At 61.2% G+C, this 15925-nt stretch carries 14 protein-coding genes; 5 read left to right on the forward strand and 9 right to left on the reverse strand.

Translation table 11 applies throughout. The features are described from left to right. Positions 1 to 146: 146 nt before the first annotated feature. Positions 147 to 410, reverse strand: coding sequence for a hypothetical protein (locus CH278_RS24615; RefSeq protein ID WP_094623091.1), 264 nt, complete (start codon positions 408 to 410; stop codon positions 147 to 149). A 262-nt stretch (positions 411 to 672) separates the two neighbouring features. Further along, on the reverse strand, positions 673 to 1656 hold the full coding sequence (locus CH278_RS24620) for a hypothetical protein (RefSeq protein ID WP_094623092.1): 984 nt from the start codon (positions 1654 to 1656) through the stop codon (positions 673 to 675). A gap of 95 nt (positions 1657 to 1751) precedes the next feature. Between CH278_RS24620 and CH278_RS24625 the strand changes: the two genes are divergently transcribed. The 3 genes from CH278_RS24625 (at position 1752) to CH278_RS24640 (ending at position 4270) form a co-directional block, all read left to right on the forward strand. Then, entirely contained in the window at positions 1752 to 2912 is a 1161-nt protein-coding gene (locus tag CH278_RS24625) for a HEPN-associated N-terminal domain-containing protein (protein WP_256991925.1), read from the forward strand. 68 nt (positions 2913 to 2980) lie between these two features. Further along, positions 2981 to 3616 (forward strand): hypothetical protein, encoded by a 636-nt coding sequence (locus CH278_RS24630; RefSeq protein ID WP_143536304.1) that lies wholly within the window; start codon positions 2981 to 2983, stop codon positions 3614 to 3616. Between the two features lie 309 nt (positions 3617 to 3925). Continuing rightward, complete coding sequence (locus CH278_RS24640; protein ID WP_094623095.1) at positions 3926 to 4270, forward strand: hypothetical protein; 345 nt, start codon at positions 3926 to 3928, stop codon at positions 4268 to 4270. 144 nt (positions 4271 to 4414) lie between these two features. Here the strand turns inward: CH278_RS24640 and CH278_RS24645 are convergent, their stop codons facing one another. The 4 genes from CH278_RS24645 to CH278_RS27250 form a co-directional block, all read right to left on the reverse strand. Continuing rightward, positions 4415 to 5200 (reverse strand): hypothetical protein, encoded by a 786-nt coding sequence (locus CH278_RS24645; protein ID WP_094623096.1) that lies wholly within the window; start codon positions 5198 to 5200, stop codon positions 4415 to 4417. 141 nt (positions 5201 to 5341) lie between these two features. Continuing rightward, entirely contained in the window at positions 5342 to 6208 is an 867-nt protein-coding gene (locus CH278_RS24650) for a hypothetical protein (RefSeq protein ID WP_094623097.1), read from the reverse strand. Positions 6209 to 6251: 43 nt separating this feature from the next. Continuing rightward, complete coding sequence (locus tag CH278_RS24655) at positions 6252 to 7037, reverse strand: hypothetical protein (protein WP_094623098.1); 786 nt, start codon at positions 7035 to 7037, stop codon at positions 6252 to 6254. After that, entirely contained in the window at positions 7030 to 7767 is a 738-nt protein-coding gene (locus tag CH278_RS27250; RefSeq protein WP_143538018.1) for a hypothetical protein, read from the reverse strand. The genes CH278_RS24655 and CH278_RS27250 overlap by 8 nt, the downstream gene beginning before the upstream one ends. Before the next feature lie 548 nt (positions 7768 to 8315). Here CH278_RS27250 and CH278_RS24665 point away from each other — a divergent pair. Then, entirely contained in the window at positions 8316 to 8669 is a 354-nt protein-coding gene (locus CH278_RS24665) for a hypothetical protein (protein WP_094623100.1), read from the forward strand. A 76-nt stretch (positions 8670 to 8745) separates the two neighbouring features. Here CH278_RS24665 and CH278_RS24670 read toward each other — a convergent pair whose 3' ends face one another. Together CH278_RS24670 and CH278_RS24680 are read right to left on the reverse strand one after the other, a co-directional pair. Next, on the reverse strand, positions 8746 to 10479 hold the full coding sequence (locus CH278_RS24670) for a hypothetical protein (protein ID WP_094623101.1): 1734 nt from the start codon (positions 10477 to 10479) through the stop codon (positions 8746 to 8748). A 1345-nt stretch (positions 10480 to 11824) separates the two neighbouring features. Further along, positions 11825 to 13126 carry an MFS transporter gene (locus CH278_RS24680; RefSeq protein WP_094623102.1) on the reverse strand — a complete coding sequence of 434 codons (1302 nt, stop codon included), beginning with the start codon at positions 13124 to 13126 and terminating at the stop codon, positions 11825 to 11827. A gap of 283 nt (positions 13127 to 13409) precedes the next feature. Between CH278_RS24680 and CH278_RS24685 the strand changes: the two genes are divergently transcribed. After that, complete coding sequence (locus CH278_RS24685) at positions 13410 to 14816, forward strand: FAD-binding oxidoreductase (RefSeq protein WP_094623103.1); 1407 nt, start codon at positions 13410 to 13412, stop codon at positions 14814 to 14816. Here CH278_RS24685 and CH278_RS24690 read toward each other — a convergent pair. Next, positions 14800 to 15912: a PucR family transcriptional regulator gene (locus CH278_RS24690; RefSeq protein ID WP_094623104.1), complete on the reverse strand. Its 1113-nt coding sequence runs from the start codon at positions 15910 to 15912 to the stop codon at positions 14800 to 14802. The two genes, CH278_RS24685 and CH278_RS24690, sit on opposite strands and share 17 nt — an antisense overlap. Positions 15913 to 15925 lie beyond the last annotated feature (13 nt).

Raw genomic sequence — 15925 nt, forward strand, 5'->3', positions numbered from 1 at the left:
TGCCCGACGACAGTTGGGTGCCGATCGCTGGGTGGTGGCCAACGGCAGCCTGGCGTCTCGCGGCTGGCTTTAGTTGAGCTGGGTTTCGCTAAGAATCCGACTGTTTGGCTCAGAGTCGCGCTCGTCGTATCCCCAAAGCCGGACCGCTACGAGCCCGTTGGACTCGGCGCGAATAGGCCGATGAGTCCACCAATGATGAGGGTCGCGAGCGACGAGACGACAGCAAGGTCTTCGCCCATTCCAGCCAGCACGATGGTTCCAATGATCGAGATTGCTGCCAGCCCGGCTAAGACCCACACCAATGACAAGATGATTTTGCGCTTGCTAGCGTTGTCGACTGGGTAGAGCCGCTCATCGATAATGGCCTCGATCTGAACCCTCAGGGCGTCTGAGTCGATGGGCTGGCTCATTATTCTTCTCCTTGTTCGATGACGTGCGTTTGACGACGCGCTACGTGAACACGCCCACTAGTTCGACATTCCGAATAGTAGGTCACGCGATCTCTGCGGTCGAGTACCGTGAGTTGCGGTAAAGAGCTCTGGTCAGGTCTTCTCCGCCGCCAGACTGAAGCCTGATCCGCGCACCTTGCCAGGCGGCCGCTGCGGCCAGCCAATCGCGTGCACCGATGCTTGTCGGTCGATCAGACGACACGACCCAACGTCCCTGCCTCCCCTACTCCGTGCGAGTCGCCGTAACGATCGCCTCTGGGAGATCTGCGAGATCGTGCAGCACAACGGTGTTGTAGCGCTGCGCGATCCCGAGGTCGTTCAGACGCCTCGCCCACTGTTTCTCGGTGACCACGATGTCGCAGTAAGGCACGGCAATGGCCAGGACGAGAATGTCGTTGAGATCGTTCTTGACCCACGGCTGCTGTGGATTACGCAGACGTATTCGCCGAAGTTCGCTCTCTACCCACCGACTGGGCAGATTCTTCAACAAATCGAGGATCGTCTCCCGCGTTCGAAGCAAGTCCTCGACGTCGACGCCCAGCTGCTCACACTCGATGATGAGCGACTCCATGAAGTTCGAGATCTCGTTCACCGCAACGACATCGGCCAGCTTGTGGCGTACCTTGAGTTCGTTGATCTGCTCCCCGAGGGCGGTCTGGCCATCTGCGAACCGTTGAGCGGAGTCATGAATTTTGTTGGCAGTCTCTAACATCAGATGGGCTGCTGCCTCCGCTTCTGGGGGAGCCGCAAGCACGAACAACTCGGACGCGTAGCGGGCACGTTCCTCCAGCTGAGCGAACTCCGTTGGAGGCATCAGGCGCGAAAGCGCTGGATCAGGTTCAGGCAACGTCATTCTGGTGTGGAATGCATGCCGGAAGCCGACGCCGAAGACCTGGATCTGCGAAGCCAGGGGTTGTCCGGTGAGGTAGGCCCGTATCTCGGCAGGAACGATCGCGCTGCTTGGTGCAATCGAGTGGAATTTCGTCAGATCTGCGATCGTTTGGCCGAGATCGCGGCGGCTTTTGGGGTTCGGGCGGCGCTGCGTTTCGTAGTAGTGAGCAGTAGAGATGACGAAAGAGATATCGCCTTGTTCTACGAGTCGTGTGGACAGGTCGTAAGCGTCCTGGAATCGACCGCCCTCACGGTGCCCGGTACGGCATTTCGACATGTCGATCCACTCGGCTTGATCGAGATAGATTCGCAGCATCGTGGGGTTCCTTCCGGCGGGTACGTCCGTGCCGCGTGTCTATTCCTATGGAGGATAGTCATGACATGGGGTTCACGAAGAGATGCCTGGAGGACATGGAGTCACGCGGCTGGAACGACTCGACCGAGATCGTCTGTGTTCGCTGTCTGGATGATCGAGCTCTGGTACAGGTAGTCGCTGACAACACAGGCCCTTCATTGGGGCCCTGTTCGTTCTGTGGGGTGTCGACCGCTCAGCGTGCGCGACTCGATTGTGTGGTCGAGCGGGTAGTCGAGGGGCTTTCGGCCGAGTACGACGACCCGGCCAACGAAGCGAGCTACAGCACCCGCGACGGTGGGTATCAGACGGACACGGTCGACACCCGAGACCTGCTGGAGGAGAACGAGGTCAGCAGCAGCCCCGCCGTGCTGGACGCCATCGACCGTGCTGTTCGCAACGGACTCTGGTGCCAGCGAGACTTGGCAGCGCCACCACCCGGTATGGGTCTGGCCTGGAGCTGGAAGCGGTTCCGTGAAGAGGTTCTCCTCAAACGACGGTTCACATTCCTGCGACCCGATCCGGCCGCCGAGACCGACGTCGGCATGTTCGAGGTGCACGAGGTTCCTGCAGCGATTGTCGATGCGGTGCATTTGGCCCGGCTTGTGATCGACCTTCCTGCCTCTCGTAGCTGGTTCCGAGCTCGTTACAACGAGGGCGGGGCAAAGGTCAGCTCGGCGACCCACATCGGTTCCCCGCCCGTGCAGTACTCGCGGAGTAACCGAATGACGCCAGCGGGTATCGGAGCGTTCTATGGGGCCTCTACCTTCGATGGCGCGGTCGGAGAGGTAAGTAAGTACGCCACCGGCGGAATGCTCAGCATCGGAGAATTCTCGGCGGTGGAGCGCCTACGGGTCGTGGACCTGCGTACGCCGCCGATGGTGCCATCGCTGTTCGACACAGGCCAGCGTCAGCTGAGGCTCGCGACGATCTTTCTGCGGGACTTCGTGGAGTCCATCAGCGAACCCACTCTCCCCGGAGGCTCGTCGACCGATGAATTGGCCTACATTCCGACCCAGATCATCGCGGAGTTCTTGAGGTACACGTTGCCCGGTGGCCCGGTCGACGGCATCATCTGGCGGTCGACGGTGGTCGACGACGTCGACTGTTGTGTGCTGTTCGTGAGCAACGAGGAATGTGCCGATGACGGTGCACAAACGTCAAGCACCCGGCTCGTTCTCGATCCACGGACTGTCACCTGGCAGAGCGTGGCGACGTGACTATCTGAGCCAGATCGTAGGGGTCGCGGCTGTCGCCATACAGGCGAGCGTCGAATAGCGTTGCGTGGATGAATGATCACCTTGCCGCCGCTTCGACTCCTATGACATGGGATCGGTGGCTGATGCGGAAAGACTTGGTGATGCAGCAGGCAGACATTGGCGAGGCGGATTGGCCACGGATCCTGCTGTGGGATGTACGAGACCAGATGTCGGTAGAAGTTCTGAGCGACGCAATCCAGGACGTCTGGACTCATGTGAACGAGGGCCTCGTCGCGCTGCCCATTGAGAAATTGCCGAGTTACGACGGACGAACACCTGATCGCTTGACACCTGCAGAATGGATGGAGCTTTTCGATCGTGTCGGCTACCTGTCCTATGAAGGCGAGTCCCAAGCAGCGTGCGAGACACCCACAGTTCTGTTTCGGTATGCCGAACACGATGGCGAGATCAGCTGGGCGTGGACAGTCGGGCTAGAGGAAGCGGCTAACTTTGAGTTCCATTTTGCCGACCGTGTGCGGCCTGCGTGTATATGGCAAGTCTCCGATGTAGACCCGGACCGAATCCTGGCGCACTTTCATTCGACCCCCCAAGAGGGCGACGTTTCCGAAGACGAGTATGTCTACATACCCGCCGGCTCGGAGATCTCGCACGTCAGGGCCGGAACTAATTGTCCGGACAGGGAAGCGACGCCGCTTTCCAAATGACCGATCCAGCGAATCTGCGACGGAACTGGATTTGAGGTGCACCCGAGTGACTCGGCGCGGACAGGCGCTCGTGTACCGCGCCCCGGTCCATCGCCGAGAGAAGGGCCCGACCTTGGGACGTCACCATGGCAGGAAATCGGGTTCCGATGTCTACTCGCAGCGCGATGCTTGGGCAATGCCACGCGAGCGACGTAGACGATGTCGGAGCCGTCGAGCTGGGCCATCGACGACGATTCGCCGGTGAAGGCCACCAACTCCTCGAGGTGTGGCCTGGCCATGTCCCACAGGTTGAGGGCACCGATGTAGGCCATGCTCGAGTTCACCCGCTACCTCGAGCAGCGGCCTGACAACGACGCTCTCGCAGCCGAATGGAATCGCACCGCCGCTGAGATCGCCGCCTACCGCGACCGCTACCAGGTCACCGACACCACCTCGATCGCCGGCGACCGACCCGAGAACCGGGCCGAGCACGCGCCGTACAAGACCGTCCACACGAGCATCGACACCCTGCACGAACACATCGAGCAGCAACGACGCGACGAGCATGAAGAACAGCAGCAACTACGGCGCGAGGCCGAGAACATCGAGCACCACCACACCATCGCGCAGCAGAACATCGAACATGGACACCAGCGGCGCGGCCCGAGGCCGTAGCTCCGACGGTGGGCCGAACCTCACACCGAAGCAGAGCTGTTACATCGCGAGATCCGGGGAGTAAACGGTATCGAGCTAGCAGTTATATAGCCCGTAGAACAATTCACTGTTGGTGGACGTTGGTCTTGATGGTCCGGCCGGTGGCTACGTGGTTGTCGGACGGTTTCCGGTCCGTTCCTCGTGTCGGTAGAACTGACTTGCAATCTCGACGTTCACCGCCGGGGCATTGTCACCGGCATGTGTGCGAGTCTGATCGATCATCGCCTGCACTGTGTTCACGATTCCCTCGAAGCGTCCGATCTTGAGTTTCGGATCCGTCGGTGAGTATCGCGCTATAGACCGTTTCGATGCGAGATCATCGAGGACCTGAGAATGAGAGGCGGGGCTGTTCTGCGCAGCCGCCCACTGCCGTAACCATCGACGCCGCGCGCCGTGATCCTGGGTGGGCTGCGATTGGAGCAACATCAAGGCCTGCACTGTCAGCTCGGCTGCCGCGAAGAGCATTTCCAGTGCAGGAGAAACGTTTTCCTTGCCAACAGATTTGGCTGCAGTCAGATATTTTTCGGCCTTGAGAGCCAATTCTTCAACCTGGTCCAGATTTTTACGAAAGTCGAACCCGAGGACTCCGGCAGCACCGGACCGCCAGTACGCCACCCAGCCGCTACTGGGCTGCACTACGCCTTCTTGCGGCTCGACGCGGTCCAGATACTGGTGGCCGTCGTCCTCTCGCGAGATCGTAACTAGGAGTTTGCCGTCGACCTCCTCGTCTATGTAGATCGCTGGAGTGTCACCATTCGCTGGTAGCTCGACCAGAAATCGGCTGACGGTATGAGGGTCGTCTGGAAGGCCTCTGCTGCGGAATACTGGAGCAACGAACATCTCGATCATGTTGTGAATGACTGCGGTGTCGAACTGGGCGTCGTCTTCCATTTCGGCAGGCTACATGTGCGTCATCGAGGCCCGCAGGTGACCACGCACCGGGTCAGTTCGGATGTGCAGAACCGCCACGTACGACGATCGTGGTGGTCCGACCAGCCTTGGGGTGCATACGCACCGAGTCTTCCCGTACGGTCACCTTTTCGTTGCAGCCCAATCTTTTACGAACAGTAGAGATCCGGGCGCAGGGGACTCGATTCTGTAGCCGGTCGCTTCGCCGTACCAGTGCTTGAGGCAGTGTGCGATGCGGTCCGCGTGGTCGACGAGTTCTCCCGTCGTGCTCCTTGTCCCTGCATGGGGGACTTCTCGTAGGACTTCGAGGAATTCGTGGCGGCAGGTGCCTCCGTGTCGGTTCCACACGGGGCTACAGCCGAGTCGTGAGGTGGCAGCGGCGTGGCCGAGACGGTCGCACAACCCGTTCATTCGGCGCGTCGTGAAGCCAGCGACGTCCGCCGATGGGTCCTGGACCACAGACATGAAGTCGTCCAGAGTGCACTCGAGCTCGCCCACGAAGTCAATGTCCTGCGGCCAGTCGACCGCATAGAGTGCGCGCTCGACTCGTAGTTCGTCGAGTAGCTTCCACGCATTGGACAGCCAGAAAGCAGCGTCGGTAGCCAAGGGGCGTGTAGGCCGCACGGAGGGCTCTCCTCTGGAATGCACTGCAGCGTGGTAAAACTCGTGTGCGAGGTACCGCGATGAGCTCCCGGCCGACCCTTGGCTTTCGATCCGACGTCCATCGCGGCTGAGGAGTCGATAGTTGAGAACGATCTCAGCGTTGCCGTCTTCACCGCAAAATGTTTTCGCGACGGTCAGTGCATTGACACGATGGCTCACGTCGTAGTGGGGATTACCCAGGCGCTCGGCGACCGACAAGGCGAAATCGCCGGACAAGATCACCGCGCGTTCCTGGACGCGTGCGCGCTCAGCCGCGGCGGACACCATTCGATTCCACGTGTGCTGACTGAAGGTAGTCGCGGTCAGATGTTCGAGTTGCACGGCCATCCTTCTCATTGGTGGTACGACAGGCCGGGGCCGGCGTGTTGGCTCAAGGATGAGGCGAGCCTGCATAGGCTCGAATCAGGGCACCGAAGCGTGGCGCGACCATCGTCAAACCTCCGAGCGGTTGGGACCGGTCGATGATTCCGAGGAGATCGTGGAGTGCTCGATTTGCGTCGAGGCGCGTCCCACCTGTCGCTGTATCGAGCTTCCAACCGTTCTTCAATTGGTCCTTGTGCTGGTGGGTGATGGCGAACAGCGAACAGAGATCGCTGACGTCTTTGTCTGCCATGCGACTCCGCCACGCGAGTGCCTTGAGTACCACGGCCGACTCGACATCGGGTATCAGCACCGAGAAGGTCAGTTCGTCTCCGCTGTATAGCTGGGCCTGCACGGCGACATCGAGTGCAGGAGCCGCCAATGCCAAACTCAACCCGGGGATAGCGTCGAAACCACGCTCTCCCAACACAACAGTGGTCAGAGACTTCCCCGTCATCGAGGGCACCAACAGATCGATCTCCAGAGGTTTTCGGTCGTCGCCGGACGGAGCTTCGTAATGGTTCCCCTCGACCCTGGTGTAGCCACGCTCGAGGAGGTTCTCGTGCAATCCATCGCCAGCGGCGACGACCGTCTCGATCCCCGCGTCGGCATCGGCAGTGACACGGGCGACCGCGTCCGGAGTCGGATACACATGGGTGAGGATGTGAACCATATGTCCACCGATCACTCGATACGGATGACCCTCGGACGCGGCCGCGAGGTCGGCGAGGGCTCGCAAACCAAGATCCGCGGCGTTCGACGCCGCAAAGATCTCTATAGCGATCGAATCAGACACGCCATTCACCGCTCACGATTGCCTGACGTAGATGTTCGGATGCCTCGTCTGCGTCCGGGCCCGGACTACGGCGCAGGTCGGTCAGCGTGATGATCGGGTCAGCGAGCCCCTGTCCGTGCCTGGACGGAAAGAGCGCTGCAGCTGTTCTCCAAATAGTCGAATCATCGGGCACCGTCACCTGTAAAGTGTGCTCGCCTGGGCGAGCGGGAGTAAATCCCGCGGGTGTGAAGTCGAGTATTTCAGCGGTGTAGATGGCAGCGTATGCGGGCAATCTCCACGGCGCATAGGTGTCGGCAGCGACGTCTCCGCTCGTCAGCGCAGTTACCGCCAGTTCCGATGTGAGGGTCCGAGCATCCATTACTTGCTGGACCGTCTGTTCGAGGCCGAACCAGTAGGTGGACGGCCCCCCAGCACCCGGATACTCCAGCAAATATTGGTCGAGTAGGTCGTTCTTTCTGTCGATCACCCATCCACTTCCTTGTCGGCTGGCAAAAGGATGGCGTCGCAGTACATGTGAGATGGACTGCTGGGTCACCGCCAACTCTTCTGCCAGGTGAGCCTGAGGCTTGGGCACGTCAGTCAGTAGAAGCAGCCTTTCGACAGCCCACCGCGTCCATGGTTTCGGTCCGCGTCGTGCTGGAGTCGTGGCCGCCGAACTGGGCAATGCAGGTGGAGTGAACGTGATGCCTGCAATGATGGCGATCTCGTTGTCCACAGCGATGACATCCACCAACCCTCCCAACGCACAATCGCGCAAGTACTGGGTCATATGATGCGTGATGATCAGTGCTTGAGTGCCGCGACTACGGTGCCGTATGTGATCGACTGTGCTGGGGGGCGGTGGGCTCCGTCGTACGGTGACCGCCACCGTGCGGGACCGCCCGTCGGGTAGAACGAGAGTTAGTTCGGTGGGATTTCCCGCTGCCACCCGAACGCCGCAGCTTCTCAGCACTTGAAGCGCCGTCGAGTGCAGTTCGTAGATCTTCTCGATGATGCCACCTCCTGTTCGGTTGACCTCTGAAGTGCGAGTACAAACATAACTGAGTTTTATTGAAATCGTTTGTTTGATTTTCGAAGCCAGTAGATGTAGAGAGCATCAGCAGTGTGGGCTCAGTGCAGCACGTGTGCAACGTTCACGGTCAATCGGGACTACGGACACGAGCGCTAGCCGCTCGTCGGTGTTCGGCAATTCATCGTCATCTTCATCCTGATCCTTCTTGCCGTCGTCGAAGAGCGCCAGACATCCGTGGTGTCGGTGGAGCCCACTACATTGCACACGTGGGAGAGAACGAGACCGGGGGAGTAGCAGGCGTTCCTGAGTGCATCCTCGACGAACTCGCACAGATACTCGTCGAGAAGCTCGACATCTTGCTTGACCGGTTAGCCGATCGAGCAGTCGCCGTTCCCGACGCGGGAAGCTCGGCCTGGAGATCGCAGTGGCACGACCGCACCAGCGATGCCGGCCGCGAACGGCATTCGTATCGCCTCTACGTGCGTGCGGTGATCGCGACCAAAGCAGGAGTGCGCCTGCGTAAGCCCGCGGAACAGGACGAGCTTGCGCCGCCGGTCGCGCCCAGGATGCGCACGCGGCGGGTGCGGCGTGTCAACGGAAACCAATTGACCATCTTCTGACTTCCTCGTCTCTGTGGATCCGCACGGCGTGCGGATCACCAGACGATCAGGTCCTAGAGTTCGAGCTCGATCGCAGTCACCGTCTGCGACGGTCGAGGATGAGCCGGTCCAGGGCTTTCTGGTCATCGATCATCCGCTGCGGGATGGCGGCGGGAATCCCGGCCTGGTGAAGAAGTTCGCGCACCGAAACTGGAAACGGCTGCTGGCCTGTCCAGCCACCGAACAGATCGGCTATGTCTCTGTCGGGGCGCGAGAAGCGTTCTGCTATCCCCTCGAAGAGCGCAAGGTCGCCGATCCGAAGGGGGACAGGGGTGCGGGTCGACCCCCGAAGCTCCTCGAAGGACGGTCTCGATCTGGTCATCCAGTCGAGCTGCACAGCGGTGGTATTCGACAGGCCATTGTTCGGGACCACGACGTAGGGGTAGAAGACTGGATTGGCCTCGATACCGAAGGGGAGCGTCTCTCTGACCCGCTTCGCCGTGGAAGCAATCTGCTTGAATTTTGTCGTCACAAAGGACGCCTCGACATCGGCGTTGAAAGTGTCGACGTCGCCGAGTCCCTGCGCCAAGTTCGCGCTCAGATGGTGGTTCGTTGCATCGATGACAAAGCAGGCGCGACCGGCTACCAGCATGAAGTCGCAGACGGACGGTGTGTGATTTCTGCTCTGAGTCCATTCGGCTTGCATCTCGGTCTCGGTGACCAGCCGGGTGATCTTGGAGCTGTGAGAGGTGATCCGTTCGAGGATATCGCCGGCTACCCGCTCGAAGGCGTAGTTGATGGCCTGGCTGAACGCCTCCGCCGTCGATCCTGGTTCCACTGCGCCGAAGGGAAAAAATGTCTGCCAGTAGAGCTGCGAGCCGAAGAACCGGTCGATGACCCACTGGTAGCGCAGTCCAAGCAGTGTGTCGGGTTCCGGTAGGAGGAAGGGTCGTTCGGTAAAGACGTACCGCTGGTCTGCAACGGGGCCGTTCGCGCGGTCACGACGGAGTCTCCGCTCGAAACGGGCTGCGTCGAAAGCCATGTTGTCGATCACGAACTGCACTGCGTCCGTAGTGGCTCCCGCCTGGATCAGCTGTTCGCGGGTCCAATCGAACCGCCCCGCGATCATGGCCTCGGTGATGATCTGTCCTACCACCATGACATCGAGTAGTGGTACATGATTTGCGATCTCGAAGGCGTCTGCGGGTGTTGTGCCTATACGGGTATCGGTCACTCGGCCCGGCCAGGGCCGGAACCAGAGATCGTAGGTCGAGGCTTTGATGAGTTCGAGCTTGAGAGGCTCGTTGCTCTGCAGGTTCACGGTCTCTTCGAGAGCCTCCCTGCGGACGGCGGCCACATTCTCTTCCGGGGTATAGGCCTGGACGACAGCCATCTGCGCCCTGCGCTGGGCAGGGTCTGGATTGGCGACGGCATCAAGAGGATTTACCGCGGCGGCGTGCTCCGTCGAGATGGACATGACCAACTCGAGTATGTCGGCGATCTCGATATCTCGGACCGTGGAGTCGACATCGCTGCTGCCCCGCTCTAGAGCCTCGCGGAACAATTGAGTCATGGACCGCGGCGGAATGAGGCGATGGGGGACCCCGGCCATTATCGTGAGACGGCCAGCCCAGGTGGCGTGCGACTCCGAGAGGAGGCTGCGTTCCACGCGGCCCTCTGACTGGTCAGTGGTCGACGCGACGTCGAGCCGAGACTGAATATTGGCCAGAGTACGAAGCAGTGAGCTGGAGTCGAATTGCCTGAGGTACTCAAGGCGATCCACATAATTCATCGCCGACAGTCCGGCGTGATCCGAGATCACGGGAGACATGTGGGTGGGTCCATGTTCGATAGTCAGACCACTAGCCCGCGGCGCGCGATGCGGTGCTTTCGCAGACCGCGCGTCTCGGCGCCGGTCTTTTGTCGACTTACCCACGCGCGGTTTACCCCGATTAGTCACAGACGCCCCCATGTTGTGGCCCGCACCCGTCTCTCAGGCCGACTGCCTTTCGTCCTAGTTGCGAGTATCCCGGAACGGTGGCACTGGAACGGTGAAACACTCTCAACCACTACCAGTGGCGGTATCCAACGCCAGTGCGCGGCGGGCGATGTTCGGGCCATGGGAACATCGAGGAACCTGCTCTAGTGGTTCCGCAGCTCGGCAAGCTGGACTATGTCTAGCCTCTGTCACGGGACAGTAGTGTCGACACACTGTCAGCCCCGTGTACGCACACAATATTTATCGCCGACAATAGAGGCTATGTCAGGTAAACGTCTACATATACTGTGCTGCAACAGTTTTCAGTAAGAACTTGTACGGAACCGTTCGCATCGGTACTCCGTCTAGACAGATCTGACCTTCATGCAGACAGCCGGTCTGTGGCCGCTGGGCAAGTCGTGAGGATTTTGACCCGCTGAGGTCGAAGAGGACGCCTGCGGGTCTACTCACTGAGTGAGTCAGTCGGTGCACAGTAGATTTGGACAGTGTGAACACGGCGAACGTTGATGTCCCCGATGGTTAGTACTCGCTGGTGCCGACTGGACACCACGTGCATGCGGTTCCCGATCCAGCGTCGGTGGTTGCGGCGTCGGATATCGGTGTCAATGTCAGTGCTGCGCGTCCAGGCCTGGCCGCGGTGAGCATCGACCTCGCGTATCGTCCGCCGACCGATCATGTTCCGCCGGGGTGGACCCTCGCAGCGTCCGGGACGTTCAGAGACGGTCTCCATAGGAGGCAACTGTCAGCGCAGGTGACGGGGAGGGTATCTCGGGCCAGGACACAATCCGATCGATCTGCCCGAATCTCGGTTCGAGAAGTGCTGCAACAGGCTGGGTTTCATACGGCCCGCCAAGATTGTTCGTGACTCGTGCTCGCGTCCAGCGGTAGATGAATCCACGACTTAGATTGTTGAGTACACCCTCGCTGTCGAGTGCTGGGGTCTTCACGGCATCCCCAACCGCTTCCCGTTCTACGCGGTGGGGCCTTACACCTCCTCGACTCGCTCATTCGTGCCGACGGATCAGGCATCGGGCACTTGCAGCTCGAGTTGGGGTATGCCCACATCGAACGTCGGCGGGGTCACCGGTGCCCACGTGGAAATCTATCGCCAGTGAGGCTCAGAATCAGCGAAAACCCCAGAACCTGAGCGGTTCCGGGGCCCTCGGAGCGAGATAACTCAGACGTTCAGATCCTCGTCTTTACGGTTCTTGATTCGCGAGGTAGCAACGAAAGAGATTGCGGCCAGGATCATCAGGTAGATCGAGATCGACATCGAGGTACCGGTTCCCTTGAACAGTGCCTCGGAGATCGTCGGGACGAAGGCCCCACCGAGTACCGTACCGATCGCGTAGCCGATGGATGCTCCACTGAATCGGACTGCTGCGGGGAACATTTCGGCGTACAGCGCCGGCTGTGGTCCGTAGGCGAGGCCGAGTCCGACGGCGAAGAGTCCAAGGGCCACGTAGATCCACTGCAGCTCACCGGTATCGACGAGCAGGAAGAACGGGATGGCGCACAACACCATCGATGCGTTGCCCAGGTTCATGATGGCGGTCCGGGAGTAGCGGTCGGACAGATACGCACCGAGCAGGGTGAACACACCCCACACGAGAGCGGCGAACAAACTGGCCACCAACACGTCCACACGGGCGAGCCCGTGCTCCCTCGTCGAGTACGCGACGATGAAGCCACCGACGATGATGTAACCGTTGCCGTTGTTACCCACGAACGACAGCGCGGCGAGCATGACCTGCTTCTTGTTGGTGCGCCACAGTGCACGAACGGGAGTGTGGTTGCGCTCCTTGCGTTCTGCGAGCTCCTTGAACACCGGGGTCTCTTCGACGCGGCGTCGGATGTAGAAGCCGACGAGGATCAGCACGAAGCTGATGAGGAACGGAATACGCCAGCCCCAGGCCTCGAACTGCTCTTCGCTGAGCAAACCGGTGCACAGTGCCAACGTTCCCACCGCGATGAGCATGCCGAGCGGAACACCCATCTGAGTTGCGGCACCGTAGGTTCCGCGCTTGCCCTTCGGGGCGTGCTCGACGGCCATCAATGCCGCGCCGCCCCATTCGCCGCCGGTCGAGAATCCCTGCAGGATGCGCAACACGATCAGGATGATCGGAGCCCAGATGCCGATGGTCGCGTACGTGGGCAGCAGTCCCATTCCGACGGTGGCCGCGCCCATGAGGGTGAGGGTCGCGATGAGGACCTTCTTGCGACCGATCTTGTCGCCGAAGTACCCCGCGACGATGGCCCCGAGAGGACGGAACACGAAGCTGATACCGATGGTCACGTAGGCGACCAGCTGTCCGGACGAGCCCATGGGCGCGAAGAACAGCTGAGCGAAGATCAACGACGCGGCCTGCGCGTAGATGAAGAAGTCGTACCACTCGACGGTGGTTCCGACCATGCTGGCCATCGCGGCGCGGCGATGCTCACGCGACACCCCGGTGGGCGTCTCGACCTGTGTTGTCATCGACGATCTCGTTTCGTTCGGGCTCCGGCGCTCGTGAGAGCGAGCGACAGTTCGGAGTGACGTGGGGTATGAACAGCGGCGGATTCAGGTAACCGACGAACCGGATAAAACTCACCGTCCATTCGGTCGGTAATTACTGTGACCGGCGCCACCGTAGTTTGTCAAGGTGGTCGCGTGCATAACAAGGCCCTGCCCACACTTCGTCGGAAACTACCGATCGAGACCTCGTGCTTCGTCCGAAACGACGCAGACATCGACAGCGCCGCCCGACATACTCGAATCCATGGCTGCTCCGACCACCCTCGTTCTCCATTCGCCGGTCATCGACGAACTGATGCGCGCCCTCGGTGCCGACGCGGTGGTGACCGACCCGGACATCCTGCAGAGCTTCCGGCACGACGCCGCCGCTCTGTGCGAATCCGCCATACCCCTGGCGGCAGTGCTACCGAGCACCGAATCGGACGTACAGGCGATCATGAAAATCGCATCGGCACATCGCATTCCCGTGGTGCCGCAGGGTGCATTGACCGGCCTGGCGGGAGCCGCGAACGCCAGCGTCGGAGCCATTGCCCTCAACACCCGGCGGATGAACAAGATCGTCGAGTTGGACGTCGTCAACCGCACCGCCGTCGTGCAACCCGGTGTCACGAACAAAGAGCTGAAAGATGCTGCCCTGCAGCAGGGATTGACGTACATCCCCGACCCGTCCAGCTGGGAGGCGTCGACCATCGGCGGCAACATCGCCACCAACGCCGGCGGTCTGTGCTGCGTGAAATACGGCGTCACAGCACGGTTCGTCCGTGGTCTGCGCGTCGTACTCGCCGACGGGCGCGCCACGTTCGTCGGTCGACGCACTGTCAAAGGCGTGGCCGGGCTTTCCCTGGCCGAACTGTTCGTCGGATCCGAAGGCACACTCGGAATCATCACCGAGGCAACCGTAGGTCTCGACTTTCCGGCTGCCACTCCGCTGACCATGGCCGCGACCTTCCCGTCGACTGTCGCGGCCGGTGAAGCGGTGACGCAGATCCGGGCCGCCGGTATCACTCCGAGCCTGTTCGAGTTGCTGGACCGCACCACCATCGCCGCGATCGACGCGTACGCCCGGATGGACTTCGGCACCGACGCCGCGGCCGTGCTGATCGCTCAATCCGATATCGGCGCAGGCTCTGTGCAGGAGCTCGAAGCCATCGCCGCACTGTGCACCGCAGCCGGGGCAACCGATGTGGCGGTTGCCGAGGACGAGGTCGAATCGGAACAGCTCGTGCAGGCCCGTCGACTGGCGTACCCGGCACTCGAGCGTCTCGGCTCACCGTTGGTCGACGATGTGTCCGTTCCTATTTCGCAGCTCGCCGCGATGATCGACGAGGTCGGACGCATCGCCGAGCGCATCGGCATCGTCATCGGCGTCGTCGGCCACGCAGGGGACGGCAACATTCATCCGACAGTCATCGTCGACCCGATGGACCCGAGCTCCTTGACGGCCGCGCACCGCGCGTTCGACGAGATCGCGGCATTCGCACTCTCGCTGGGCGGGACCATTACCGGTGAACACGGCGTCGGCCTGCTCAAACGCGATCTACTCGAGACCGAACTCGATTCTGTTGCAGCGGAACTGCAGCGCGGCATCAAGGAGCTGCTCGACCCGCACTACCTGCTCAACCCAGGGAAGGTCCTCACCGCCCGGTCGTGAGCCGCAGCGACATCCACACCAGCAACCGGGTGTCCACGTCATCGAGATCGAGACCGAACAACTCCTTGGTACGCCGGAGTCGGTAGCGAAAGGTATTGGGGTGCAGGTACAGCGACGCAGACGCGGCAGCGACGTTGGATTCGTGTGCCAACAACGCCAGCACCGTCGCGGCGTATTCCGTACCTTCCGAGGCATCGCAGGACAGCATCCGCTCGACGGCAGGCAACGCGAGCGACACCTCCGACAGCGCCTCCCCCGCTCTCCGAAGAGTGACCGATACCCGATTCTGCTCGAATGTGGTTGTTTGTGAGCCTGTTTCGATCGCGTCGAGTACCCAGTGAGCATGTCTGAGCGCCATCGCGGGACGGGCGTCCGGGCCACCGATCGCGAAGCTCACCGCAGCACCGAAGGCCGCCTCTGCGCGTCGTCGAACCTCCTCTGCCTCCGCAGCGAATGCGCGTTCGTCGTCGGACTCCACCACCAGCAGGACGATGTTCCCGTCGACGATGCATCCGGAGTCGCCCGCGTTGCCGAACGTGAGCTGCAGCAGACCAGCGAGCTGCACCAACATTTTCTGCGCTCGCGGCGACTCCACTTCTGCGGCCAGAACGGCGTAGCGCTTTCCCGGCGTAGTGACGACCTCGGGATCGGTCAGTAACGCACGCACCCTGGGGTTGTCGGCATCGGCCGGATGATGTCGGGCCGACAACAACGGCACTGCAGCTGCGGCCGCACGCGTCAATGCAGCCACTGCCGCAGGGGCCGGCGGACGGATGCCGGCACCGGACGCAATGCACCAGATGGAGCCGAGGTACTCACCGTCGACCGAAACTGCTACTGCCAGACGGGGTAGCGCACCGGCCACATCGACGACGTGCACGGTCGAGCTGCGCCGGAAGTCCGGATCGATGTGATGCACCATGTATCGAGCCGGGACCTGCTTGCCCAGAATGCCGTCGCGTCGCACGTCGTCGATCGGCTGCCCCGGCACCGACGAATACGCCACCACATAGCCCTGCGGATCCATCACCGACACAGCACCACCCACCGCAGTGGCGGTGGCGTCTGCCAGCGCCGACAGGTCTGCAGTGGTCACCGACTCACAGTAC

The organism is Rhodococcus sp. 05-2254-5 (assembly GCF_002258575.1).
Classification (GTDB): domain Bacteria; phylum Actinomycetota; class Actinomycetes; order Mycobacteriales; family Mycobacteriaceae; genus Rhodococcoides; species Rhodococcoides fascians.

Excerpts from the sequence above, each read along its gene's own strand:
- CH278_RS24615 (WP_094623091.1), bottom strand. The coding sequence starts at position 410 with ATGAGCCAGCCCATCGACTCAGACGCCCTGAGGGTTCAGATCGAGGCC.
- CH278_RS24620 (WP_094623092.1), bottom strand. The coding sequence starts at position 1,656 with ATGCTGCGAATCTATCTCGATCAAGCCGAGTGGATCGACATGTCGAAA.
- CH278_RS24625 (WP_256991925.1), top strand. The coding sequence starts at position 1,752 with ATGGAGTCACGCGGCTGGAACGACTCGACCGAGATCGTCTGTGTTCGC.
- CH278_RS24630 (WP_143536304.1), top strand. The coding sequence starts at position 2,981 with ATGAATGATCACCTTGCCGCCGCTTCGACTCCTATGACATGGGATCGG.
- CH278_RS24640 (WP_094623095.1), top strand. The coding sequence starts at position 3,926 with ATGCTCGAGTTCACCCGCTACCTCGAGCAGCGGCCTGACAACGACGCT.
- CH278_RS24645 (WP_094623096.1), bottom strand. The coding sequence starts at position 5,200 with ATGGAAGACGACGCCCAGTTCGACACCGCAGTCATTCACAACATGATC.
- CH278_RS24650 (WP_094623097.1), bottom strand. The coding sequence starts at position 6,208 with ATGGCCGTGCAACTCGAACATCTGACCGCGACTACCTTCAGTCAGCAC.
- CH278_RS24670 (WP_094623101.1), bottom strand. The coding sequence starts at position 10,479 with ATGTCTCCCGTGATCTCGGATCACGCCGGACTGTCGGCGATGAATTAT.
- CH278_RS24680 (WP_094623102.1), bottom strand. The coding sequence starts at position 13,126 with ATGACAACACAGGTCGAGACGCCCACCGGGGTGTCGCGTGAGCATCGC.
- CH278_RS24685 (WP_094623103.1), top strand. The coding sequence starts at position 13,410 with ATGGCTGCTCCGACCACCCTCGTTCTCCATTCGCCGGTCATCGACGAA.